The 23,390-nt window shown below is 38.1% G+C and carries 25 protein-coding genes and 1 tRNA gene; 7 read left to right on the top strand and 19 right to left on the bottom strand.

The genetic code is table 11. The features are described 5' to 3' along the window. Nucleotides 1-79: 79 nt before the first annotated feature. Together PCI70_RS05655 and PCI70_RS05650 are read right to left on the bottom strand one after the other, a co-directional pair. Nucleotides 80-1,495 carry an NAD(P)/FAD-dependent oxidoreductase gene (locus PCI70_RS05655; protein ID WP_269914371.1) on the bottom strand — a complete coding sequence of 472 codons (1,416 nt, stop codon included), beginning with the start codon at nt 1,493-1,495 and terminating at the stop codon, nt 80-82. A 10-nt stretch (nt 1,496-1,505) separates the two neighbouring features. Further along, nucleotides 1,506-2,840, bottom strand: a complete 1,335-nt coding sequence (locus tag PCI70_RS05650; protein ID WP_269914555.1) for an APC family permease — start codon at nt 2,838-2,840, stop codon at nt 1,506-1,508. 84 nt (nt 2,841-2,924) lie between these two features. Between PCI70_RS05650 and PCI70_RS05645 the strand changes: the two genes are divergently transcribed. Next, a complete protein-coding gene (locus tag PCI70_RS05645) occupies nt 2,925-3,284 on the top strand; it encodes a helix-turn-helix domain-containing protein (RefSeq protein WP_269914370.1) in 360 nt (119 codons plus the stop codon). 176 nt (nt 3,285-3,460) lie between these two features. Here PCI70_RS05645 and PCI70_RS05640 read toward each other — a convergent pair whose 3' ends face one another. Genes PCI70_RS05640 through PCI70_RS05630 form a run of 3 tightly spaced genes read right to left on the bottom strand, consistent with a single transcriptional unit; the run spans nt 3,461 to nt 5,402 of the window. Next, a complete protein-coding gene (locus PCI70_RS05640) occupies nt 3,461-3,841 on the bottom strand; it encodes a DUF4870 family protein (protein WP_269914369.1) in 381 nt (126 codons plus the stop codon). A gap of 12 nt (nt 3,842-3,853) precedes the next feature. Continuing rightward, the gene (locus PCI70_RS05635) at nt 3,854-4,462 is read right to left on the bottom strand and encodes a DUF1294 domain-containing protein (RefSeq protein WP_269914368.1); all 609 of its coding nucleotides are present in this window, start codon (nt 4,460-4,462) and stop codon (nt 3,854-3,856) included. Continuing rightward, complete coding sequence (locus PCI70_RS05630) at nt 4,455-5,402, bottom strand: homoserine kinase (RefSeq protein ID WP_269914367.1); 948 nt, start codon at nt 5,400-5,402, stop codon at nt 4,455-4,457. Before PCI70_RS05630 ends, PCI70_RS05635 begins: the two co-directional genes overlap by 8 nt. 84 nt (nt 5,403-5,486) lie before the next feature. On the opposite strand from PCI70_RS05630, the gene hisF reads away from it, so the two are divergent. Beyond that, a complete protein-coding gene (hisF, locus tag PCI70_RS05625) occupies nt 5,487-6,245 on the top strand; it encodes an imidazole glycerol phosphate synthase subunit HisF (protein ID WP_269914366.1) in 759 nt (252 codons plus the stop codon). Between the two features lie 23 nt (nt 6,246-6,268). On the opposite strand, the gene PCI70_RS05620 is transcribed toward hisF, so the two are convergent. Further along, nucleotides 6,269-7,036: a CDP-diacylglycerol diphosphatase gene (locus tag PCI70_RS05620; RefSeq protein WP_269914365.1), complete on the bottom strand. Its 768-nt coding sequence runs from the start codon at nt 7,034-7,036 to the stop codon at nt 6,269-6,271. Between the two features lie 173 nt (nt 7,037-7,209). On the opposite strand from PCI70_RS05620, the gene PCI70_RS05615 reads away from it, so the two are divergent. Further along, nucleotides 7,210-7,285, top strand: a tRNA-Thr gene (locus PCI70_RS05615). A gap of 37 nt (nt 7,286-7,322) precedes the next feature. On the opposite strand, the gene PCI70_RS05610 is transcribed toward PCI70_RS05615, so the two are convergent. The 4 genes from PCI70_RS05610 to PCI70_RS05595 all read right to left on the bottom strand — a co-directional run bounded on the left by PCI70_RS05610 (nt 7,323) and on the right by PCI70_RS05595 (nt 11,525). Further along, entirely contained in the window at nt 7,323-8,087 is a 765-nt protein-coding gene (locus PCI70_RS05610) for an SAM-dependent methyltransferase (RefSeq protein ID WP_269914364.1), read from the bottom strand. Next, a complete protein-coding gene (locus PCI70_RS05605; RefSeq protein WP_269914363.1) occupies nt 8,088-9,386 on the bottom strand; it encodes an FAD-dependent oxidoreductase in 1,299 nt (432 codons plus the stop codon). A gap of 182 nt (nt 9,387-9,568) precedes the next feature. Then, nucleotides 9,569-10,111 (bottom strand): single-stranded DNA-binding protein, encoded by a 543-nt coding sequence (gene ssb, locus PCI70_RS05600; protein ID WP_269914362.1) that lies wholly within the window; start codon nt 10,109-10,111, stop codon nt 9,569-9,571. A 52-nt stretch (nt 10,112-10,163) separates the two neighbouring features. Beyond that, the gene (locus PCI70_RS05595) at nt 10,164-11,525 is read right to left on the bottom strand and encodes an MFS transporter (protein WP_269914361.1); all 1,362 of its coding nucleotides are present in this window, start codon (nt 11,523-11,525) and stop codon (nt 10,164-10,166) included. Between the two features lie 298 nt (nt 11,526-11,823). Here PCI70_RS05595 and PCI70_RS05590 point away from each other — a divergent pair, with 298 nt between their 5' ends. After that, nucleotides 11,824-12,456, top strand: a complete 633-nt coding sequence (locus PCI70_RS05590; protein ID WP_269914360.1) for a TenA family protein — start codon at nt 11,824-11,826, stop codon at nt 12,454-12,456. 8 nt (nt 12,457-12,464) lie between these two features. Here PCI70_RS05590 and PCI70_RS05585 read toward each other — a convergent pair whose 3' ends face one another. The 8 genes from PCI70_RS05585 to PCI70_RS05550 all read right to left on the bottom strand — a co-directional run bounded on the left by PCI70_RS05585 (nt 12,465) and on the right by PCI70_RS05550 (nt 18,046). Continuing rightward, nucleotides 12,465-13,052 (bottom strand): TerD family protein, encoded by a 588-nt coding sequence (locus PCI70_RS05585; RefSeq protein ID WP_269914359.1) that lies wholly within the window; start codon nt 13,050-13,052, stop codon nt 12,465-12,467. 5 nt (nt 13,053-13,057) lie between these two features. Further along, complete coding sequence (locus PCI70_RS05580) at nt 13,058-13,774, bottom strand: TIGR00266 family protein (RefSeq protein ID WP_269914358.1); 717 nt, start codon at nt 13,772-13,774, stop codon at nt 13,058-13,060. 87 nt (nt 13,775-13,861) lie between these two features. Then, nucleotides 13,862-14,440, bottom strand: a complete 579-nt coding sequence (locus PCI70_RS05575; RefSeq protein WP_269914357.1) for a TerD family protein — start codon at nt 14,438-14,440, stop codon at nt 13,862-13,864. 19 nt (nt 14,441-14,459) lie between these two features. Further along, nucleotides 14,460-15,524: a DUF475 domain-containing protein gene (locus tag PCI70_RS05570; protein WP_269914356.1), complete on the bottom strand. Its 1,065-nt coding sequence runs from the start codon at nt 15,522-15,524 to the stop codon at nt 14,460-14,462. A 2-nt stretch (nt 15,525-15,526) separates the two neighbouring features. After that, nucleotides 15,527-16,102, bottom strand: a complete 576-nt coding sequence (locus PCI70_RS05565) for a TerD family protein (RefSeq protein ID WP_269914355.1) — start codon at nt 16,100-16,102, stop codon at nt 15,527-15,529. Nucleotides 16,103-16,118: 16 nt separating this feature from the next. Next, nucleotides 16,119-17,249 carry a TerD family protein gene (locus PCI70_RS05560; RefSeq protein ID WP_269914354.1) on the bottom strand — a complete coding sequence of 377 codons (1,131 nt, stop codon included), beginning with the start codon at nt 17,247-17,249 and terminating at the stop codon, nt 16,119-16,121. A 13-nt stretch (nt 17,250-17,262) separates the two neighbouring features. Continuing rightward, nucleotides 17,263-17,544: a YciI family protein gene (locus tag PCI70_RS05555; RefSeq protein WP_269914353.1), complete on the bottom strand. Its 282-nt coding sequence runs from the start codon at nt 17,542-17,544 to the stop codon at nt 17,263-17,265. Between the two features lies 1 nt (nt 17,545). Further along, entirely contained in the window at nt 17,546-18,046 is a 501-nt protein-coding gene (locus PCI70_RS05550; protein ID WP_269914352.1) for a DUF2867 domain-containing protein, read from the bottom strand. Nucleotides 18,047-18,128: 82 nt separating this feature from the next. On the opposite strand from PCI70_RS05550, the gene uvrA reads away from it, so the two are divergent. Both uvrA and omp33-36 read left to right on the top strand, forming a co-directional pair. Further along, complete coding sequence (uvrA, locus tag PCI70_RS05545; RefSeq protein WP_269914351.1) at nt 18,129-20,972, top strand: excinuclease ABC subunit UvrA; 2,844 nt, start codon at nt 18,129-18,131, stop codon at nt 20,970-20,972. 285 nt (nt 20,973-21,257) lie between these two features. Then, nucleotides 21,258-22,154 (top strand): porin Omp33-36, encoded by an 897-nt coding sequence (omp33-36, locus tag PCI70_RS05540; protein WP_269914350.1) that lies wholly within the window; start codon nt 21,258-21,260, stop codon nt 22,152-22,154. A gap of 49 nt (nt 22,155-22,203) precedes the next feature. Here omp33-36 and PCI70_RS05535 read toward each other — a convergent pair whose 3' ends face one another. Next, nucleotides 22,204-22,866, bottom strand: a complete 663-nt coding sequence (locus PCI70_RS05535) for an ion channel (protein WP_269914349.1) — start codon at nt 22,864-22,866, stop codon at nt 22,204-22,206. A gap of 107 nt (nt 22,867-22,973) precedes the next feature. Between PCI70_RS05535 and PCI70_RS05530 the strand changes: the two genes are divergently transcribed. Further along, nucleotides 22,974-23,345, top strand: a complete 372-nt coding sequence (locus PCI70_RS05530; protein ID WP_269914348.1) for a hypothetical protein — start codon at nt 22,974-22,976, stop codon at nt 23,343-23,345. Nucleotides 23,346-23,390 lie beyond the last annotated feature (45 nt).

The following is a 23,390-nucleotide window of genomic DNA, read 5'->3' as shown; positions in this document are numbered from 1 at the left end:
TATAAGCTTTTTTTTATAAAAATATTTCAGTCGAAGTCTTTAAGATTAAATACTTAAAACTATAAGAGCACGATTGAGCTTAAAATGAGACCATTTTTCCAGGATTGACCAGTGCCCCTACCCCATAAGCACTTTTAGCCAATGGAATAACTAAAGGAGCTAATGCACGCCCAAATGGAATATTATGATGCTGAATCTTGGTTAGTATTTCAAAATCTTTCGATTTTCCTGTTAAATCTTCAGCAATCGCTTTTCCAATACGTACAGTCTGTGCCACACCATGTCCGCTCCAACCTTGTACCGCATAAATTGGATATTTCTTGCCAAATTTTCGGCTATCTGTTGCGCCATTCACTGTTAAATCTGTTGTACCGCTCCATACAAAATCTAACGCAACATCATTCACTTGTGGAAAAACATGATGAATTCGATGTAACAGATAATCTGCAGTCTGCTGATGATCCCAACAACTTCCTGTACCTTGCCCGCCAAACAACAAACGGTTTTGGCTCACACCGCGGTAATAATCAATTTGAAATTGTGTGTCATAAACAGGCGTATCTTGCGGTAAAATTTCTTTCAAATCGACACTGAGCGGTGCAGTAGTACATACATACGTATAAAACGGAATAGTGGTCTGATTGTCTTCTTGCAACAGTTGAAACGATGCATGATGTACACCAAGTACCACACTCTTTTTTGCCTTAATTACACCTGTCTGTGTTGAAACATATATGCCATCATTTTTTTCTTCAATTTTAGTAACTTCTGTCTGTTCAAACACGCGCCCTGCGTGTTGATAAAATGCATAAATTAAGCCACGATTTAGTGCCAATGGCTGAATTTGTCCACCTAAAGTATCGAATAAACCACCAAAATAATGAGGAGATTTGACGTAATCGTATAGCTCATGCTGTCCAATAATTTGAGTATGATCTTCACCCAAATACTTACGTGCATCCGATCCCTTAGTTAAAGCAACTAAATGCCCTTCATGTACAGCAGCCGTAATATGCCCTCGTTTACGCCCTAAATCTAGTTGGTATTGATCTGTTAAATCATCAATAAGTTGCATAGCTTCTGTAGAGGTAAAGTGCCAAAGTCTCTTCGCTTCTTCAAAACTAAAATGCTCAACCATTTCCTCAGCTTCCCAACGTGCTAAACCGGGTGTTAGTTGTCCACCATTACGCCCTGATGCACCCGCACCAATTCTGTTTTTTTCCACCACCACAACATCTAATCCTTGTTGTGCTAAATGCAGTGCAGTAGATGAACCAAGTAAACCACCGCCTACAACCACTACATCACACTCAATGTCTGTGGTTAAACTTGGAAATTGATGCCATGTGTCCAAAGCACTTTCATAATAATTTGCGGGTAAATTTTCTGTGCTTAGCTTATCGGGATTAACCCATGTCCAATCTTGTCCAGTTTGCGTGTTAATTGAGGGTTTAAATTCAACATCATGAAGTTGTTTAGGTTTACTGATTTTCATTTTTGTACTCTCATTCGTAAGCATTGCTAATTACAAGGGGCTGTTTGGTAATTTTTCGATATAGATAAAATAACAAACCAATGAAGAACCAACTCGAACCAAAGATTAGAGCAGACTTTTCAAGATTGACCCATAAACACAAAATCGCAAGGACAGATAACAAAGGTAAAACAATATTGAGGAGTTTATTTTTTAAGCCTTCTTTTTGCTTTTCCTGCACATAAAATTTCATAAATACCGAGAAATTTACCGCAGTAAACGCAACCAACGCACCAAAACTAATTAAGCTCACCACTTGTGCGAGATCTAAAAAAATTGCACTGAGTGAAACCACACCTACAAACAAAGTTGAAAATAATGGAGTACCTAGTTTTGCGTTTGATGAACCAAAAAAACGCTTAGAAAAAATACCATCGCGCCCCATGATATAGAGTAAACGTGATGCACTAGCATGACTTGCTAAACCCGATGCCACGGTATTCATAATCTGTGCTGTCAAAAACACAGATTGAAATAATGCACCGCCCACATACAGTACAATTTCAGGTAATGCTTCATCAGGGTGTTTAAAGTGAGTATTATTTGGAAAATATAGCTGAATAAACCACGCCGCTGTAAAGAAAATAACACCACCTATTAACGTGGTTAACATCACAGCGCGAGGGATATTTTTTTGTGGTTCTTCCGTCTCATGCGATAATGTTGTTACTGCATCAAAGCCTAAAAATGAAAAACACAAAATAGAGGCACCTGCAATTATGGGCAGTAAGCTTGTATCTCCATTAAACAATGGTTGTGAGGTAAGAACATGTGTATAGCCTTGTGTTGTGCTGATGCCATGAATGACCAAATAAACAAACACCACCATTAAACACACAGGTGCAAGTACAAATAAAAAACTAAAGTTGGCTAAAATATTGAGGCGAAAACAGTTTACAAAAGTAACTAAGCCTGCTGCGATTGTTACCCATGCCCAATATGGCAATGCAGGAATTAATGCTTCTAAATAGATGCCACAAAGTAGCGCATTAATTAAAGGCAATAACAAATAATCAAGTAAAGCACACCATCCAACAAAAAAACCAAATGAATGCCCACAGCTTTGTGCCGTGTAAGTATAAGCTGAGCCCGATTCACCCGACACACGACTAAAACGTGCATAACTAAAAGCAGTCAGTAACATGGCAACAAGCGCAAATAAATATGCAAGCGGTACTCGCCCTTCAGTTGTACCTGACACAATGCCAAAGGTGTCAAATACCGTCATTGGCGTCATGTAAGCAACACCAATAATAATAACTTGCCACAATGCCAAACGCTTTCCTTTTTGTTCTGTACTCACCATAGTTCCCTTCATTAAGCCCTAAGCGGTTCTTTACTTATTTGCAGAAACTATGCCATATATAAAATATTTAAACAGGGGTAGAAAATGGCTAAATACTCATTAGAAACAAAAAAAGCAGCATTGGCACGATATAGAAAAACTGATTATAAAGCTGAAGTATGTAAAGAATTTAATATCTCTCGCGTGACTTTAGATGCGTGGATTAAAAAAGAAGAACTAACAGGCTCATTAGAAACTAAACCAAGAAAAAGACAGGGTGCTCCAACTCATATTAAAGATTGGAAAGCATTTCAAGACTTTGTTAAAAAACAAAAGTTTCAAAATATATCAGATCTCCCCTTTTTATTTGAAAAAGAATTTGGCTACTCAGTTTCATATGCCGTATTAGTTAAAGCAATTCATAAATTGGGGCTTAAAAGACGTAAAGGGCGATTTTATAGTTAAACTAAATAGGTACAGTTTTAAAAATTAAAAAGGTAAATTCTTATAAATTAAAAAGGTACATTTTATTATTTTAAAACGTACATTCTATTATTTTAAAATGTACAGTTATCTTATATTTTTCATTTAAAATACATGCACTTTTTAGGTTCAAAAAAAGTGGGAAAACCCACTTTTATCTAATAAATTGCTTTATTTTCGTTCACCTTGATTAGCCCTTTAATTGCTCTATATATAATCCAAAGCCAAGAAATAATGACAACAGCAATTAAGAAAATAAAACTTAATAATGCAACCCCATTAAATAATTGCTCATTATTTTGTACTAAAAATAAAAGAAAAAAAGGGAAAATACCGATAATATTCCAAATGAGATATTTCCAGACTGTCTGAATTTGCCACGTAAAATGACTTTCAAAAATAGTGCCTTTGACATCATCACGTTTTACATAATTAATAATCAAAGCAATAACAGCAAAAATACCTGCCGAAAAAATTGCCGCAATATACATGGCATAGAGTACAACGGTTAATGTTTTCTGACTTTTAAAATCCATCATTTCTCTCCCAATTTATTTTAAAAATGTGTTGAAGGGACTCACAAGAAAAATAACTAACGCAATGTTTAAAAATATAGTAACAATATACATCTGCTGAAATGATGATTTTTGTGTTTTATGTCGTAACTTTTGTTGAGCAAACCATGCCGCACTCCAGCCACCTAAAAACGACATCATATGCAAATTCTGCTCTTTAACACGCCAACTATTATGTTGGGCAGCATCTTTATCTTTTTTATAAAAATAATAAGTCACAACATTAACTAAAATTACAATAAAAAAATAAGTGTTGGATAGTTTATGCATTGCGGTAAGTACAAATAAAGTGATCCAATACACAGCAATCAACACCACCATTTTAGGTAATGCTGTGGAAGTTTGAGATGTTTTTTTGGGCACTTGTCGATGTGTTTTTAAATACATGACATCTTTTGCACAGAATCGACCGCGTTGATCTACTGTAACAACATAATTTAAGGCACATCCAACTAAAGGGCGTGGTCCTCTTTTAGCAAAATCTTTGATATGCACAAATATTTTTTGCTTTGTGACATCATGGGGTTGGATAAATCCATACCCCTTATCGTCAAACCATTCAATTAAACGCCCTTGATCACGCATTTTGTAAACGATCAACGAGCATTGCACGCATTTGAGCAGGGTCTTTTTGGAACACATCTGCCCCGCCACGCCCTTCTAGACGATTCAAACGTGCAACATTTAAACGCAATGTCCAAAAACGACAAGCTGCCATCGCTAAATATACATTAAGTGAATGTATTTCATCTTGAGTAAACGGTCTTATTTTTTGATAGGCATTTAAATAAGCATTTACACGTGTCTGATCAAGCTGTACCTCAGGATAATTGGTACAAAAGTCATTCATTGTAATGGCAATATCAAATAAAATATCATCAAAATTCAGTTCAAAAAAGTCTAAGATTCCTGATAATTGATTATCCTTAAATAACGTATTGTCACGGAATAAATCAGAGTGTATCCATCCCTTTGGACAATTTGGATATTTGGTGCGGTACTCGTTAAAAATTGAATATACATGATCAAATAACTGCGCATCTTCTGTGGTCATTTCTTCTTTTTGTAGTTCTTGACCAATCTGCGTCCAGTAAACATGCCCACGGCTATGGCTACGCGTTAAATCAAAATCTTGTAATGCCACATGCAGTTTTGCCTGAGCAGTTGCGATTTGTTCTACTTGTACAGCATTGGTTTGTTCAGGATGCTCGCCCCAAACACGCGGTGCAATTTGTGCAGGCTTTTGTTTAATATAATGAATTGCTTGACCACTATGCTGTAAAGGTGCAGCAACCGGTACACCATGTTCACTTAAACACTTTAATACCGGAATAAGCTCTCCTGCACTTTGTTCTGTTTCGTTTTCAAAAACCGTCAATACGTATTGCTTATCATCTGCACACACAATAAAGTAATTGGTATTTTGAATACCCCCTTGAATTGGAAGCAAATTGATAACTTCTAAACCATAAGCTGCAGCAAATTGCTGAACTTCGTCTAAATTCAAAGGCGTATAAACAGACATGGTAAACCTGCATAGAACAAAATGTGTGGGATAGAATACCGTCAAATTGTAAGAATTCAAAAACTTTATTTTAAGGAAATGCCCATGCTTGCAAAACGAATTATCCCTTGTTTAGACGTAGAAAATGGACGTGTGGTCAAAGGCGTTCAGTTTCTTGATATTCGTGATGCAGGTGACCCTGTTGAAGTTGCACGTCGCTATAACGAACAAGGTGCAGATGAAATTACATTCTTAGATATTACGGCAACCCATGATGGACGAGATACCACTTACCGTACTGTAGAGCGTATGGCAGAGTCTGTTTTTGTACCCCTCACTGTAGGTGGTGGTGTACGTAAAGTCGAAGATATCCGCTTATTGTTAAATGCAGGTGCAGATAAAGTGAGTATTAACTCTGCGGCTGTTTTTAACCCAGAGTTTGTCCAAGAAGCATCACAGCGTTTTGGTGCACAATGTATTGTAGCTGCGATTGATGCTAAAAAAGTTGCAGAAAACAAGTGGGAAATTTTCACACATGGCGGACGCAAAGCCACAGGCATTGATGCCATTGAATGGGCAGTAAAAATGGCAGATTTTGGGGCGGGTGAATTGCTTATTACCAGTATGGATGCCGATGGTACAAAGGCAGGCTATGACCTTGCTCTTATGCGTGCCATTAACGACCGTGTAACTGTACCTACAATTGCATCAGGTGGTGTGGGTAATTTACAACATTTGGCAGATGGTATTATTCAAGGTGGCGCAGATGCTGTACTCGCTGCAAGTATTTTCCATTTTGGACAGCATACAATTCCAGAGGCAAAAAAATACCTTGCAGAACAAGGTATCGAAATGCGACTCTAAAAGATGGCTAATGCCATCTTTTTTTATTGGTTATTTACCGCACAATGGGTGTCTTGAATTTCTTCAACAGACGCTTGGTTTAGCTCTTTTAAATTCACTTGAGATGCTAAGAATACAATTTCACCATCTTTAGCAGACACTATTGCAACACCAAATTGCCCCATGTTGGCTTTTTTCTGTTGGTTTACATAAGTTTCTAAATTTTTAAACGGACTTGTTTGCTCTAAATCTGCCAATTTTATTTTCTGAGCAATATACGTATGTCCGAATACTTTTTCAGGTAAAACTGTCCATTCATTTGTTAATTGGATACGGTTCTTTTCAACAATTTGATAGACATCTTTACGCAAACAAGAATTATGAATATGTAATTGATCCTGTGAACGACCATAAGATGAGTTTACAGAAAAGGATAAATATTGCGGATCAATTGGCTTTTGATTTTGCTGATCTAAAATAGCACGCGACTGCCATGCATCATAAAAATAGTTTCGTGCTTGTGGTGCAAGCAATTGTTTATCTTCTACGCCTGTAATTTTCAACGTTGGCATCGTTAGCGTTTGCACAGGTCCATGACGGTCACGGAAAATTACAAAACCTTGTTCACGATCTGTGACTAAACAATCTTGTTTAGCGTCTTTTTCTGTACCACAACGCTCATTTACAATATTCCATAAAATACTGCGTTTTTCGAGCTTTTCGCTTAGAGAAATAGGAGAATTTGACTGACAACCCACTAAAGCAACCATAGTGGCTAAAATAGCAGTTTTAAAATTAAACAATGACGACATATTAAACACTCGTTTCAAAATTCAGTACCTTATAAACGGACTGTAAAATAGCAATTTTATAAGTATTATATGTAAAATGAATAACATATTTTTAATAGGAATCATCTTTTCATCCAATCGTTCATTTTTTGGCTTGACGTTTTAGTAAATTCATATAGAATTGCTTCCACGTTGCCGACATAGCTCAGTTGGTAGAGCAACTGACTTGTAATCAGTAGGTCCTCAGTTCGAATCCGAGTGTCGGCACCAACGTATTCTAAAGCCCATCTTAATTAGATGGGCTTTTTTAATGGGCAATCACTTGTACATAATAAATTAAATTCTCTAAATACAGCTTATGGCACAATTTTGCAGTCATTTTTATTTTAAAATTTTGAATAGAATGTTGCGCTACAAAATCACTAAAACCCTTAAATACATCTTCTGTTAAATTTTCAGTTATTACGTGTTTATAGCCCTGATTTTTGATCAGCTCTTTTAAATTTGATTGAGTCATTAAATTATTGATATTGATATCAGCACATTTTAATAAATAGCGATATTGCTGTTGTTTTAAAAAAGAGGTTTTTTCCCACGCGTCACTTAACACCAAATAATGAAAACCTAAACGCCCATTTATATTTAGATGGTTTTGGACACTACTTAAAAATTCACTAATATTGTGATGATATAGCGCATCTATACACATCATCACATCAAAGTTTTGTTTAAACTTAAAATTTTGTAATGCTAAGAATGAATGACAATAAATATTTTTAAGCGCAGGTAAATTCTGTTTTTTAATTTTTTCAACACAGTGCGGTTGTAGTTCAACTGCTTCGATATGATGCAGTTGATATACATTTTGCCAAAGCGCCAAACTTGCACCTTGCCCACAACCTAAATCTAATAACACATCATGAGCTTGCAGATTTAAAGATTGGGCAAGATGTTGCGCTAAGTTTTGACAAGCAGCCGTATATACAGTTGTATATTGCCACAAACCTAAATTCGTCCATGGCAAGGCACTCTCATCCCCTAGCTGTTTGGCATCAATGGCATATTTATGCACTTAGTAACCAAGTTCTGGTGCAATTTCTACTTTTGGCTTTAAACCAACAAATGGTAACGGCGCACCTAAGCTTTTTGCAATGTGCATTGCAGATGTAACAGCCGACTCTAAAATTGGTAAACCATCACACGACCAAGAACCACAGAAATAAACCTTACGATCTGTTGATTTTTGACGGCGTTGAAGTTCATTGTTAAGTTCAACCGTTTGTGAATTTACAACGGCACGGCTGAGCTTCACTGTAGACACAATTTTTTTAGAATCAATCGGTGTTACAGGACGCCATGTTTGGAATACAGGTTCTTTACCCACCAATGATGGTTCCACCTTATTCATCCAAACTGTGAATTGCTGTTTAGTGAATTGACGATCCATCATATAACTTAAAACAGACCAATCTTTACGGCGCGGTGGCATGACAGAAGAGTCTGTATGAATGACTAAGTCGCCTTCTTCAAATTTAAATTGTTTGAGTAAAGCTAAGTCTTCTGCAAATTGATCTTTGTTTAAAAAGTCTTCTAGCTTATTGGTTGGTGTTGCCACAATAGCGCGATCATAAAGTTGCTCAAAACCTGCTTGGTTTTTAACACGAACTTTCTCGCCTTCTAATTCAACGGCTGTTACCGCAGAACCACTTTTAACTTCAATACCTTCAACCAACTTATTGACAAAAGCAGGTGTACCCCCTTGTAAGCGTAAAAGTTGGTCACCATTGGTCAGCTGTTGTAAAAATACCAATAACGGCTTTGCTGGCCATTCACCAATATTTTGAGGGTTACAAGTACAAATGGTATAAAGCACAGGCATGACAGCACCATGCCAAAACACTTCTTCAATTTCGTTTTTGTTCACAAATTCAGATAATGTGATGTCTTGGTTCTTAGACTTAAAGAAACGATAAATAGCACTTTTAAGCTGAAGCATACCTTTAACTAAACGTACACCATATTGCTGTAAGCCTTTACGGTTATTGATAATTGGAAAATTACCAATTGGCGCACGAGATGTCGTTAACCATGTTTGAGTTTTATCTTCAAATAACCAACTGCATGCCATGTAAGTGCGCACAGGGAATGCCTGAATACCCAAATGAGCCGCAAGACTGAGCGTATTTTTCCAAAGATATGGGTTCATTACACGCAAAGGTGAATCAATAATACCGCCATCAAATTCAATTGTATGACTGTCCATTCCACGACCAGGCAATGCTTCAAACACTGTAATATTGTGTCCTGCATCTTTTAATATTCTTGCAGTAGCAAGTCCAGCCATGCCACTACCAATGACTGCAATATCCAATTCTTTTGTCCATTTTCAACCTATTTTTTTTATTATGCGTGATCTATGTAAGAAAAACTTTATTAAAAAATACCATTTTGCATAAATATAGATGGTTTTTTGTGAACTTTTTATCCTGTGTTTACTGATCTTTACATCAAAAAACCCGATCATTTAAAATCGGGCTTTTATTTAGTTACCCATTAAAATGGTAAATCATCATCTAAATCTGCAGGTGCAGACGCAGGCTGTTGTGGTTTAGCTGCTTGAGGCTGTTGATTATAGCCATTTTGTTGTGGTGCCTGACCATAACCTTGATTTTGGTTATAACCTGTATTTTGCTGTTGATTAAAACGTGGTTGATTGTTGTAACCACCTTGATCGCCACCAAAGCCTTGGTCATTGTTTTGACGTGCAGAATCTAACATTTGCATAGAATCGCCACGAATTTCTGTTGTATAACGCTCTTGACCATTTTGGTCTGTCCATTGACGTGTACGTAATGAACCTTCGATATACACCTTAGAACCTTTACGCAAGTACTGCTGTGCAATCTCACCCAAACGGTTATTTAATACAATACGATGCCATTCTGTATGCTCTTTACGCTCACCTGTCGCCTTGTCCATCCAAGATTCACTGGTTGCAATAGAAAATTGCGTTAAAGAACCACCATTTGGAAATGATTTGGTTTCTGGATCACGTCCTAAAGTACCGACTAAAATAACTTTATTTACACCACGCATCTGCTGTCATTCCTCTTAATTTGTTTCTATTTTACTTGATATGGGCAATGAGTTAAATAACTAGGTCTTGCCCTAATAACTGCGTCATTTTGTGTCGTGCTGTTTCATCCAAGCGTTTTTTATCTACTTTTAAATACGCTACTTGTTGCTCACTCATAACCACCACTTCTTCTACGCCTTCAATAGCAAGTAGATCTTGTGTCCAATGTGGTGACATATTTTCAGGTAAACGATAGACCAATGATGATAAGTAACGAGGCTGAGAAAGCCCAAAACTAACCACGCACCATATAACAGCAATTACGGTTAAAACTGTCCAACCAATTGCGGTGTTATGTAACATTAATAATTGCCCACCCAATGTACCACCAAAAAATGCCCCTAAAAACTGTGCGCTGGCATTGACACCCATCGCAGTCGCCTTAGACTGAATAGGTGCAACTTTGGATAGCCATGAAGGCAATAATGCTTCCATTACATTAAATGCAACAAAAAATAAACCTAAACCAATCAGTAAAATATATTTAGATGTATAGCCAAAAATCAAAATCAATAAACCTAGTATTACGCCCACAATTGCAGTTAAAAAAATGCCGCGCATTTTGCGATATTTTTCTGCCACAATGATGCTAGGAAACGAGCAGATCACACCAATCAATAATAGTGGTAAATATACCAAGCCATGTTTAGCAAGCGGAATTTGTGCATATTCAATCAGCTGTGAAGGCACATAAATAAACATTGCAGTAAGTAATAAATGCAGTGAAAAAACCGACATATGTAAGCGGTTTAAATCACCCATTTTGAGGACTTGTTTGAGCTGATGGATATAACCTTGTCCAAAATTACGATGATGACGTGTGGTTTTAGGTACAAGTAATAACATGGCTATCGCAAGTAATCCCATCACTGTGGTGACCCAAAATAAACCCGAAATACCCACAATACTCGTCAGCCAAGGTCCTAAACTAAACGCCACAACAAACGACAAACCAATGCTCATACCCATAGCAGCCATGGCTTTAGTACGTTGTTCTTCACGCGTCACATCGGCAAGTAATGCCATAACAACGGCTGATACTGCCCCCGCTCCTGCAATTGCACGACCAACAATGACCCCATAAATACTGTCTGACATGGCAGCAACAGCACCACCTATGGCAAATAACAACAAACCTAATACCACTAACGGTTTACGGCTAAAACGATCTGCCAAAAGGCTGAATGGGATTTGTAAAATTGCTTGAGATAACCCATAAACGCCAACTGCCAAACCAATGAGTGCAGGCGTGGCATGATCATAAGATTGTCCTGCAACAGAAAAGACAGGAATAATCATGAACAGTCCAAGCATTCGTAGCGCAAAAATGCTACTTAAAGCAAATGTGGAACGGCGTTCTAAAGCATTCATCATATCAATTCTATTCACTCATGGTTTTATAAGGGTATGTTACGCGAATTATTTTATACAATTTTCTGAACTTTGGCTTAAACGTTTGTCAATTACGCACATGGAGAATATCTATGAGCGTCATCGCGTTTTGCGTTTTGCGTTTTGCGTTTTGCGTTTTGCGTTTTGCGTTTTGCGTTTTGCGTTTTGCGTTTTGCGTTTTGCGTTTTGCGTTTTGCGTTTTGCGTTTTGCGTTTTGCGTTTTGCGTTTTGCGTTTTTTAACGATTAAATAAAGTAACTTAATTTTTGTCTAATCATTTAATGAAATTTTCTGAACAACTTTGGCAAAATAACCACACACTTTATCAAAAAATACTTCAACACCCATTCAACCAAAAATTGGCAGATGGTACGCTTGAGCTAGATATTTTTAAACGCTATTTAATACAAGATGCACAATATTTAGTGGCATACGGCAAAGCCTTAGCTTTAGCTTCTACAAAAGCATGGACAACCGCAGATATGTTGCAGTGTTTAAGCCAAGCTCATGTTGCAGTAGTGTTTGAAAAAAGTTTACATGATGACTTTATGACACGCTTTAACATTACAGAGCAACAGCCACAAAGCACAGCGTGTCATCATTACTGTAGCTTTATTTTAGCAACTGCTTGGTCAGAGACCTATCCTGTTATTTTAGCCACCTTACTACCCTGTTTTTGGGTTTATGCATCTCTTGGGGAGGCATTTAAAATTACAGCAGATCATCCATATAAAACGTGGATTGAAACTTATACCGACCCTGAATTTATAACAGCAGTAGAAGCCATGAAAACGGCATTAGATAGCGTTGCCACGCAAAGCGATGAATGCACAAAACAGCGTATGCAGGAACACTTTACGTGGGCAATGCAACTTGAATTAAACTTTTGGGAAAGTGCTTACACCAACCCGTAGTAAAAAAATTACAGTACAGGAATAATTGATGGCAACATTTCTTTAAATGTACGCCCCTGACATGGTTCACCAATTGCGTGCATTTTCCATTCGCCATTATGACGATAAATTTTTGCCACTATTAACGATGTATAATGCCCCTGTGCCGAAATATTGTAGCGGGCAACTTCTTGATGAGTCGATTGGTCTAATAAACGAACAAAGGCATTTGCAACATTTTGGAAAGTCTGCCCACGGAAGCTACTGATCGTAAATACAAGCGATTGCACACGCGATGGAACCTGATCTAAATTTACATAGATGATTTCGTCATCGCCCTCGCCTGCACCTGTCAAATTATCACCTGAATGTTTTACAGAACCATCTAGGCTAGTAAGTTGCCCAAAATAAATAGCATCAACAAACTGTTGGTTTTGATCAAACAAAATCACAGAAGCATCTAAATCAATTTGGTCTGAACCACCAAAAATTTTACCAAAGAAGCCACCTTCTTTTTTAGCAACATCCCAACCACAGCCTAAAAATACCTGTTTTAATGCACTGCCATCTGTTTTAGAGAGGCTAATTTTCTGACCTTTTGTTAAATTTACTGCCATTTTATTTATCCATTTCTTTGTTGTGAAGATAACATTGAGCCTAACCACGTTAAATACGATTTACGATTACGCGAGCACACAATCACTTTACCTGTACCGTTAAACTTAATCACAAGTCCTTCACCACTGGTCATGCTATGTACCAAATTACCTACAAGCCCTCTATTTTGGGCACTTGGCATACCAATGTTGTACTGTAAACCTGCGTCCCATGCCACCACATGTCCATTATCAATGGTGGTTTCAATACCCGGTTGCACGTCAATCTCCATCAATGTACCAAAGCCTGAAATAGCAACCTGACCATAGCCTGCGGTTTCCATCACCACAAAACCACCTGTACCACCAAATAATGCACCACCAATATTAGACTGTACCTTCGCTTTAATTTCGACGGTTTGAGTAGCTGCCACAAACGCTTCATCTGCTAAGATGTATTGCGATTGTCCCACATCTAAAATTTGCATATCACCATCTAAATTTGGCGAGAGCAAACATTCACCTTGCCCGTAGGTGGCTTGGATTTCTTGCTGAAAGAGCGATTCACCCGTAGCAAAACGGCGTAAAACAGACTGTAAAATCCCCCCACGTGCCGCACCCGACATAGTGAGGTTGCTTTCCATCATGACCATGGCATCAGATTCACAAAAAATCTTCTCACCCTGATTGAGTTTAACGTGTAAAAAAGGTTCTGGCGTTCCAACAAGTTCAAATGTTGCCATGGGTGTAATCTCTTATTTTGGCATTTCAAAATAAAGCGGTCTTTACTTTGAAATGCCAAAAGACACAGCGGTCTTTTGACAATCAGTTTATACGCTTACGCCATAGCTTGCTGCCAATGGTCCTAAACCACCGTTAAAGCCCTGACCCACTGCACGGAACTTCCACTCACCATTGTGGCGATACAGTTCACCAAAAATCATAGCTGTTTCTGTACTACCATCTTCTGATAGATCAAAACGTGCCACTTCTTGGTTGCCTGCATTTTCGTTTAATACACGAATGTATGCACCACCCACTTGCCCAAAATTTTGGTTACGTGCTTGTCCTTCATGAATGGTCACAGCAAGGATAATTTTTTGGATATCCGCAGGAACACGTGATAAATCTACAGAGACAACCTCATCATCGCCCGCACCTTCGCCCGTACGGTTATCGCCGTGATGAACAATTGAACCGTCTGTCGATTGTTTTTGGTTGTAAAAAATAAAGTCTGCGTCTGAGCGTACTTTTTCGTTCTGACCAATCAAAAATGCAACCGCATCTAAATCAAATTCTTTGCCATCAGTTGCACGCGGATTCCAACCTAAACCCAGTTTCGCCTTGGTCATGCTTGGCGCTTCTTTACTTAGGTTAACGTTACCGCCTTTGCTTAAGCTAATTGCCATCGTTTTATATCCTCTTTTGTTATTGCTGTGTTTTTTGATGACGCACGGATGAGATAATTGCCCATACAATAAATGCAACACCAATTAAACCCGTCACAACTTCGGGAACATGCACACCTGTACCACTTGCCAACATAATGATGGCTAATGCACCAATGGCATAATGTGCACCATGCTCTAAATATATATAGGCATCCAATGTACCTTTTTCAACTAGGTACATCGTCATTGATCGTACAAACATCGCACCAATGGCTAAACCAAGCATAATAATGATGACATCATTGGTAATTGCAAACGCACCAATTACCCCATCAAAACTAAACGATGCATCTAAAACTTCAAGGTAAATAAAGCCACCAATACCACCTTTCATCACCGCAGTAACGGCTTCACCATTGCCTGATTTTTCTTCATCACCGTCAGATTGTGTGCCTTCTAACACATGCCCAATCACTTGTACGCCTACATACACCACAATGCCCCAAATACCTGCAATTGTGACTACCAAACGCTCATGTTCAGGCACGTAAGATGCCATTGCAAGCAAGCCAATCAGTGCTACAAACACAGACATTGCAGGCACAGAGGCAAACTTTGCTAAGCGATGTTCAATGATACGAAACCAATGCGTATCTTTTTCATCATCAAACAAAAAGTTAAGAAATACCAACAATAAGAACATGCCACCAAAAGCAGAAATCTCAGCATGATGTGCCGTCAAGCGTGACGAATATTCTGTCGGGTTATCCAGTGCCATATGCACCACATCTAACATTGGCATGTCTGCGGTCATTGCCACAATCACAATTGGGAAGACTAAACGCATCCCAAAGACAGCCACAATAATACCCACAGTTAAAAACAGTTTTTTCCAAAACGGATCCCAGTTTTTAAGCACAGACGCATTAACAATCGCGTTATCAAATGAAAGTGACACTTCCATCACCGCCAATATGGCAGTAATGGCAAGTGCATTCAGCATTGCTGATACACCTGCTGACGTACCATGTGTAAAGCCCCAATAACCTGATGCGGCTAAACACACAATGGTAAAAATAATTGAAAATTTAAAATGTTTCATCTTTATATATGAATACCGTACTCATGGCACATGGCTTTTAAACCACCATTGTAACCTTGTCCCACAGCACGGAATTTCCACTCCCCGTTATAGCGGTATAACTCACCAAAAATCATGGCGGTTTCTGTCGAATAATCTTCATTTAAGTCAAAACGCACCACTTCGTTATGGGTTTGATCATTCACCACACGAATAAAGGCATTTTCAACTTGTCCAAAATTTTGATGACGCATGTCTGCATCATGAATTGTCACTGTAATTGCAATTTTTTGAATATCTTGAGGAACGCGTGTTAAATCAATTTTAATGGCTTCATCATCACCATCGCCCGCTCCTGTACGGTTATCTCCCGTATGTTCTACCGAGCCTTCTGCCGAACGCATTTGGTTATAAAAAATAAAATCTGCATCTGAACGGACTTTGCCATTTGCACCCAATAAAAATGCAGATGCATCTAAATCAAATTCCGCACCGTCTGTTACGCGTGAATCCCATCCTAAACCAATTAAAACTTTTGTGAGTGATGGATCTGTTTTACTTAAAGAAAGGTTGCCACCTTTGTTTAATGAAATTGCCATTCTTATTTCTCCTTTGTTAATCTTTTGTGCCTTTACGCCAACGAAAACCAAATTGGTAAAATTTATCGAGTTGCTCTTGATCTTTAAAATAGTGAACTTCGCGCGTTGCCTGAATTTCACCATTTATATTCTGAAGTTGCACAATGCCACAACACGTTAAATGGTTGCCATCTGTGAGTGCCACTTCAATTTCGGGTTGTTGTGGCAGGCGAATCGTGACTTTTGCATCGGTTTCTGTCCATTTCGCCACCCCTTCGTAAATATAGGTATAAATCAGTACCCGCTTAATTTTGTCCCAATGATCACCATTAATTTGTAAGTTTTCTCCGTTAAGCGAACTGCCTGTGCGGTCATCTTGGTCTAATAAAATATAAGGCTTACTGTTTAAATGTCCAAAGCTTTTTCCTAATGCCTGTACTAAATCAATACCGCCATCTTGAAACTCTATCATCGCACCTAAATCAAGGTCGATTGAATCACTACGGGTGAGTTTTTGAAAAAAGGTTTTTTGTTTAGATGCACCTTTATTCCAATTTAAGTTGACTGCAATTTTGCCAAAACTTTGTCCTTTTTTAGACAAGTTAATTTTAGAATTGGTTTTAGACAAATTAATTTTAGATAAATTGAGTGGTGGCGGTTTTGGCTTACTATCAATCTCTACGCCAAAATGCTCGGCAAGCGGTTGTAACCCACCGTTAAAACCTTGATCAATAAATCTAAATTTCCATATACCGTTGTGGCGATAGACCTCTGCCAAAATCAATGCTTTTTCAGAGCGTGATTGGGTCTGTACCATCGCTTGTGCAATGAGTTGGTTTTGGCTATGTAGTTGCAACTTGAACGCAGGCAGTACATTAAATGTATGTGGTTCATTTAAAGTTGTACAAATCACGATTTTTTTAATATTAGGGTCAATAAGTTGAGTATTTATTTTAAATTGATTATTTGACTTTAAAATGACACTGCCATTAGGCGTTTGTGGTTGTCCGTAAAATACCATGTCATGGTCGCCACGGACTTTTTGCGTCTGTTCATCTAATAAATAAGCCGTACAATCAAACTCTATTCCCGTTGGGATTTGTGCTTGAATGGTTAACTCTAAATCAGCATGGTTTAAAGTTAAGTTACCACCTGCAATTAGTTCCATTTACGTCTCCACTTTATTCTTTTAAGGCAACTAAATCTGTCTGTACTTTAGAAAAATGAACTTCGGTAATACTGTATTTGGCAACTACTTGAAAAGGGTCTTGCTGTAAAATCTGTTCGAGTTGCTGTTTTGGCATGCTGTTTACTAAAATTACACCACCTGTACGTGGCTGTTTACGCCCCGATACCATAAAATATCCAAGTTGGTAATTTCTCTCTAACCATTCAATATGTTGATTAATTAACATATCTACTTGTTCTAGTGGCTGAATATAGTTCAAACTCACAATATACATATTATTTTACCTGTTGTTTTACTCGTTTTAACATCTGCTCAACAATAACGCCATGTGCCATAGATACAGGCACCATATACACATAACCAAACCAATTATAATTTTTAACATACGATATTACAGAGATGTCGGTAAAATCTGCTGTTTTGGTTAAAAGTACGCTGAGTGTGGTTGTTAAATGTCGATCTGTTGATCTCAGTACTAATTTATTCTCGGATATTTCAACGACATCAAAAAAATCAAGTTTTTGATTGGGTAGAGGTGCAATTTTTGGACGTGGTAAACAGAAGCCCCCAATGGGTTTTACCCCACCCCATCGGCTTAGTACATCGCGTACTTTAAAACAAAACTGTAGCAGTTTATTGTGCTGTGTCATGATTAAATAAATATCGAAGGCAGATAATTGCGTGTTGTAGATACGACACTTATTTTCATGTTGATAATTCAATTTTTCTTGTGGCGAGATGGGCATTTGTTGCTCCTTTTTTTCTTCAACTAACATACCCTATCTTGAATATTTTTTCTTCACCCTTATATATAAACAGTCTCTCCCCCTCTATATAAAAATTAGGACATCATACTTTATGAGCCAAAGCCATATCCGTATCCGAGGTGCCAGAACACATAACCTAAAAAATGTGTCACTCGATATTCCACGCGACAAGTTTGTGGTGATTACGGGACTATCAGGTTCAGGTAAATCTTCATTGGCATTTGATACATTGTATGCAGAAGGGCAACGCCGTTACGTTGAATCTTTATCTGCTTATGCACGCCAATTTTTATCGCAAATGGAAAAACCTGAGGTAGATGCCATTGAAGGTTTAAGCCCTGCCATTGCCATCGAACAAAAATCAACAAGCCATAACCCACGCTCAACAGTGGGAACCATTACCGAAATTTATGATTATCTACGTTTGCTATATGCCCGCGTAGGGACACCGTATTGCCCAGAGCACGACTTACCCATGGTGGCACAAACTGTCTCTGAAATGGTCGATGCAGTAAAAGCATTAGAAGAAGGCACGGCGTTGATGTTGCTTGCGCCTGTGGTACGCGAACGTAAAGGCGAATACACCCAACTCTTTGAGCAATTACAAGGACAAGGTTTTGTACGCGCGCGTGTGGATGGCGAAATTATTGATATTGACACACCGCCTACTTTAGACAAAAAGAAAAAACATACCATTGAAGTCGTGGTTGACCGTTTTAAAGTACGTGATGACTTAGGCAACCGTATTGCAGAATCCTTTGAAACAGCATTACGTTTAGGGGGCGATTTAGCCATTTTATCTTGGATGAAAGGTGAAAACCCTGACCGTGTATTTTCTGCTAAACACTCATGCCCAAAATGTGACCGTGCTGTTGCAGAACTAGAGCCACGTTTGTTTTCATTTAACAATCCGTTTGGGGCTTGCCCTGTATGCGATGGTCTAGGTACACGCAGTCACTTTAGTGCCGAAAAACTGATTCCAAATCCAACATTGTCTATTAGCCAAGGCGCAGTACGTGGTTGGGATCGTCAACGTCCGTACTATTACTCAATGCTTGAAAAAGTGGCAAGCCATTTTGAGCTACCGCTTGATACGCCTTGGAACGAACTCAGCAAAGATATTCAAAAGAAATTTTTAAATGGTACAGGCAAAGAAAAAATTGACCTGAGCTATGTAGATGAACGTGGACGCAGACATAACCGCGTACAAGTGTTTGAAGGCATATTGCCACACCTAGAACGCCGTTACCGCGAAACAGAAAGCAACTATGTACGTGATGATTTGGCACAATACCTTTCAAATGCTGCGTGTGATGCATGTGATGGCTCACGCTTAAACGAAATTGCACGTCATGTGCGTGTCAAAGACCAAACCATTGCCAACATTACCCAAATGTCAATTGGTGATGCAGAGAACTACTATCAAGACCTTAATTTAGAAGGTGCAAAAGGCGAAATTGCCGATAAAATTTTTAAAGAAATTCGCGAACGTTTACATTTTTTGGTAAGCGTTGGGCTTAACTATCTGAGTCTTTCTCGCTCGGCAGAAACGCTTTCAGGTGGCGAGGCACAACGTATTCGTTTAGCTTCACAAATTGGTGCGGGCTTAATGGGTGTCATGTATGTCCTTGATGAACCCTCTATCGGGCTGCATCAACGTGACAACGACCGTTTACTACAAACACTGATTCGCCTGCGAGATTTAGGTAATACGGTACTTGTGGTCGAACATGACGAAGATGCAATCCGTGCAGCCGACCATATTATTGATATTGGTCCAGGTGCAGGCGTACATGGTGGGCATATTATTGCTGAAGGTACAGCCAAGCAGTTAATGAAAAATAAAAATTCGCTTACAGGTCAGTACCTATCGGGCAAACAAGGAATTACTATTCCTAAGGAACGCCATACTCCTGCTGATCCAACCAAGCAAATTAAATTGATGGGTGCAAGCGGACATAATCTTAAAAATGTCGATTTAACCCTACCCATTGGCATTATGACGTGTGTGACAGGTGTATCGGGTTCAGGTAAATCAACATTGATCAACCGTACACTCTTGCCACTTGCCCTTACACAGCTCAATGGTGCCACCACGCTTACGGCAGAAAAATTTGACTCTATAGATGGCTTACAGCATTTAGATAAAGTAGTTGATATTGACCAAAGCCCGATTGGACGTACGCCACGCTCTAACCCTGCCACTTATACAGGTTTATTTACGCCCATTCGTGAACTATTTGCACAAACACCCGAAGCCAAAGCACGTGGTTATGCGGCAGGTCGTTTCTCGTTTAACGTCAAAGGTGGACGCTGTGAAGCATGCGAAGGCGATGGCATGATTAAAGTTGCCATGCACTTTTTACCTGATATGTATGTACCTTGCGATGCGTGTCATGGCAAACGCTATAATCGTGAAACCTTAGAAGTCGGCTATAAAGGCAAGAATATTTCTGATGTTTTAGAAATGACGGTTGAGGATGCTGCAGAATTCTTTAATGCCATTCCTGTCATTCATCGCCGTTTAGAAACTTTAATGCAAGTAGGATTAGGCTATATGCGTTTAGGACAGGCTGCAACCACACTTTCAGGTGGTGAAGCACAACGTGTAAAACTGGCAAAAGAACTAGCAAAACGAGATACAGGCAAAACGCTTTATGTACTCGATGAACCTACAACAGGCTTACACTTCCATGATATTGCCAAGTTACTCGATATCCTGCATCAACTGCGTGATAAAGGTAATACCATTGTGGTGATTGAACACAATCTTGATGTAGTCAAAACTGCCGATTGGGTCATTGATCTAGGTCCTGAAGGTGGTTCAGGCGGTGGACAAATTATTGCAGAAGGTACACCAGAGCAGATTATTGAAGTTGGAAGCTCACATACGGGGCGTTTTTTAAAACCAATGCTATCCTCTGAAGTGGTATAATTACTGCTTCATTTAAATTTTTAGCGATTAATTTTATGAAATAAATCGCTAAAAACGATAACAAAAATATTATATTTTATTGAGTAATTTTTGATTTAGGCATTTATATCGCTGTTATCTATTAATTTTTTTAGATTGACAGTAAATCTGTTTTTTGCTTATATCTGCATCATTTTTAAGTCAATCTTGTCAGTAAATAATGTCTGATGTGACAGGTCATTGACTTAATATTTTGTAACAATAGAATAGCAGACAAACTCTTAAGTCGTCACTTTGGAAATTAACATGAAAAAAATCGGTTTAGCGACAGCAGTATTATTAGCCATGACTGGTGCACATGCTTACCAAGTAGAAGTACAAGGTCAATCAGAATACGTAACTGTACATGGTTTAGATGACACTTACACAGGTGACATTCAAGGTACATATTACTTTAAAGATGTAGATTCATCTAAAGGTCCTTTAGCTGAGGCAGCATTTTTAAACAAAGCATCTAATGTTTCTTTAGGTTATCACTTTAACAAAGAAGATAAATACAAAGCTAATTCTACTGGTAATAAAGCAAACGTAAGCACGTTTGGCGGTAAAGCTGAAGGTTATTATGCAACTCCATATATGCCTGTATATGGTAGCTTATCTTACTACCACACTTTAACTGACAATAAAAACGGTAAAAATAATGACCGTGGTGATCGTTATGGTTTAGAAGTAGGTGCAATGCCAGCTGATAACTTCTTATTAGCAGTTGGTTATACAAGTGTTGTAGATCAATTTGCTTTAGATGCATCTAAAGCACTTAACTACGGCGTATTAAAAGCATACGGCGAAACAAAATCTATTGGTAACCACGAAGACGCTGTAACTGCTCGTGCTAAATATGTTGGCAACATCGATAATACAAATATGGCAATGGGTTTTGAAGTTAACTCTGTATTTGTAAATGGCCATGGTGCTTATGGATTAAACACAGATCTTTACTTAACACCTAAATTTAGTGTTGGCGCTTCTTTTGCAGACGTATCAAACTTTGATGCAGGCTATGGTGCAGTATGGGGCGGTAACGTTAATTACTTCATCACTCCAGCATTCTCTGTAGGTGCTAACTATGTAAAAGCTGATGCTAAAAATGGTAACACAGCTGATGGTCAATCAATTGGGTTAACAGCGAAAACGCGTTTCTAATTTAATTGTTAGAGATAGATTTATAAAAGGGCTCATTTTGAGCCCTTTTTTATTCCTTATGTTTTGGTAAATGACTAATGTAATGAAGTGCGACTAGCCTCGATACAATAATCGTTAAGTACATTACCCCAACAAACATTTGTAAAATAGACAGGGCTTTAACGGCTGGAAGCACAGGCGTTAAATTAGATAGACCTGTTGCAGATTGCAAACTAAAGCTAAAAAACAAAATATCTAACCAAGACTGTATGCTTTGTGCATGCACTGTATTAATAAAACTATTTGGAAAAATAAGCTGACAAATATTGTATGCATAAGCAAATGTCCAAGCCAACAAAGTAAATACTGCACCTGCAGCAAATAACTCATCTTTAGTTAAATAACGATCTGCGAACATATAACGTAATAACCCATAAATTGCACAAATATAAGCACCTATTTCACAAATGTGCGAGCATATTTGAATATAAGGTTGATCAAATCCAATAATCATTAGGAATGAAAAAAATAATGCACCTACGATAAAAAGATGCCCAAAAACTTTGAAAATGACTGTTTCTTTAATTACCTTTCCTACAATTAAAAGAGTAATCATGCCCAATCCCCACACACTAAAACGATAAATAGAAGCATTGGTAGAAGAAAGAAATGTCATTAGTAAAATTAAAAGTTGCACCATAAGCAACCATGCTGAAGGCAAAAGCCGAAACATTATTATTCCCTATTTTTATTTTAAAAATTAACTATAAACATTCGTCACAAAAATACGATATTTCTTTTTGTAAAATCTCTCATAATAAATAATTTAGGAGTTTACTCATGTTAAAACGTACGCTTCTGACAGCGTTGATAAGCTTGCCTTTAATAGCATGTGCTAAAACAGCGCCTGTTTTAAAATCTCACGAAAATTTTATTGGAACTTGGACAAATCCAAATAGCCAATTTATTGTTAGTGAGAACGGCTATATGAGTTATCAAACCAATATCCAAACAGAAAAGAAAACTGATCAATTTCAAGAAAAAACAACAACAGCTTCTAACGTACAAGCCCCCATCACACGGATGAGTTACACCGAAATAGAGGTAGGAAATGGCGTATTTAATAGCAATTTTAAAGTAAATAAACCACCATACCAAGTGAAAGGAAAATGGCATATGACACTCAATGATCAAGACTATATAAAAAAATAACTGACTTTGCCTATGCAGGCTGTTAGCATAAATCGAATTTTTACT

Source organism: Acinetobacter sp. HY1485, assembly GCF_027568475.1.
Classification (GTDB): Bacteria; Pseudomonadota; Gammaproteobacteria; order Pseudomonadales; family Moraxellaceae; genus Acinetobacter.
Note: the sequence above shows the minus strand (reverse complement) of the source record. Positions and strands in the feature narration are given on the sequence as shown.

Coding starts and splice junctions, on each gene's coding strand:
- PCI70_RS05655 (WP_269914371.1), bottom strand. CDS start 1,495: ATGAAAATCAGTAAACCTAAACAACTTCATGATGTTGAATTTAAACCC.
- PCI70_RS05650 (WP_269914555.1), bottom strand. CDS start 2,840: ATGGTGAGTACAGAACAAAAAGGAAAGCGTTTGGCATTGTGGCAAGTT.
- PCI70_RS05645 (WP_269914370.1), top strand. CDS start 2,925: ATGGCTAAATACTCATTAGAAACAAAAAAAGCAGCATTGGCACGATAT.
- PCI70_RS05640 (WP_269914369.1), bottom strand. CDS start 3,841: ATGATGGATTTTAAAAGTCAGAAAACATTAACCGTTGTACTCTATGCC.
- PCI70_RS05635 (WP_269914368.1), bottom strand. CDS start 4,462: ATGCGTGATCAAGGGCGTTTAATTGAATGGTTTGACGATAAGGGGTAT.
- PCI70_RS05630 (WP_269914367.1), bottom strand. CDS start 5,402: ATGTCTGTTTATACGCCTTTGAATTTAGACGAAGTTCAGCAATTTGCT.
- hisF (WP_269914366.1), top strand. CDS start 5,487: ATGCTTGCAAAACGAATTATCCCTTGTTTAGACGTAGAAAATGGACGT.
- PCI70_RS05620 (WP_269914365.1), bottom strand. CDS start 7,036: ATGTCGTCATTGTTTAATTTTAAAACTGCTATTTTAGCCACTATGGTT.
- ssb (WP_269914362.1), bottom strand. CDS start 10,111: ATGCGTGGTGTAAATAAAGTTATTTTAGTCGGTACTTTAGGACGTGAT.
- PCI70_RS05595 (WP_269914361.1), bottom strand. CDS start 11,525: ATGATGAATGCTTTAGAACGCCGTTCCACATTTGCTTTAAGTAGCATT.
- PCI70_RS05590 (WP_269914360.1), top strand. CDS start 11,824: ATGAAATTTTCTGAACAACTTTGGCAAAATAACCACACACTTTATCAA.
- PCI70_RS05585 (WP_269914359.1), bottom strand. CDS start 13,052: ATGGCAGTAAATTTAACAAAAGGTCAGAAAATTAGCCTCTCTAAAACA.
- PCI70_RS05580 (WP_269914358.1), bottom strand. CDS start 13,774: ATGGCAACATTTGAACTTGTTGGAACGCCAGAACCTTTTTTACACGTT.
- PCI70_RS05575 (WP_269914357.1), bottom strand. CDS start 14,440: ATGGCAATTAGCTTAAGCAAAGGCGGTAACGTTAACCTAAGTAAAGAA.
- PCI70_RS05570 (WP_269914356.1), bottom strand. CDS start 15,524: ATGAAACATTTTAAATTTTCAATTATTTTTACCATTGTGTGTTTAGCC.
- PCI70_RS05565 (WP_269914355.1), bottom strand. CDS start 16,102: ATGGCAATTTCATTAAACAAAGGTGGCAACCTTTCTTTAAGTAAAACA.
- PCI70_RS05560 (WP_269914354.1), bottom strand. CDS start 17,249: ATGGAACTAATTGCAGGTGGTAACTTAACTTTAAACCATGCTGATTTA.
- PCI70_RS05555 (WP_269914353.1), bottom strand. CDS start 17,544: ATGTATATTGTGAGTTTGAACTATATTCAGCCACTAGAACAAGTAGAT.
- PCI70_RS05550 (WP_269914352.1), bottom strand. CDS start 18,046: ATGTTAGTTGAAGAAAAAAAGGAGCAACAAATGCCCATCTCGCCACAA.
- uvrA (WP_269914351.1), top strand. CDS start 18,129: ATGAGCCAAAGCCATATCCGTATCCGAGGTGCCAGAACACATAACCTA.
- omp33-36 (WP_269914350.1), top strand. CDS start 21,258: ATGAAAAAAATCGGTTTAGCGACAGCAGTATTATTAGCCATGACTGGT.
- PCI70_RS05535 (WP_269914349.1), bottom strand. CDS start 22,866: ATGTTTCGGCTTTTGCCTTCAGCATGGTTGCTTATGGTGCAACTTTTA.
- PCI70_RS05530 (WP_269914348.1), top strand. CDS start 22,974: ATGTTAAAACGTACGCTTCTGACAGCGTTGATAAGCTTGCCTTTAATA.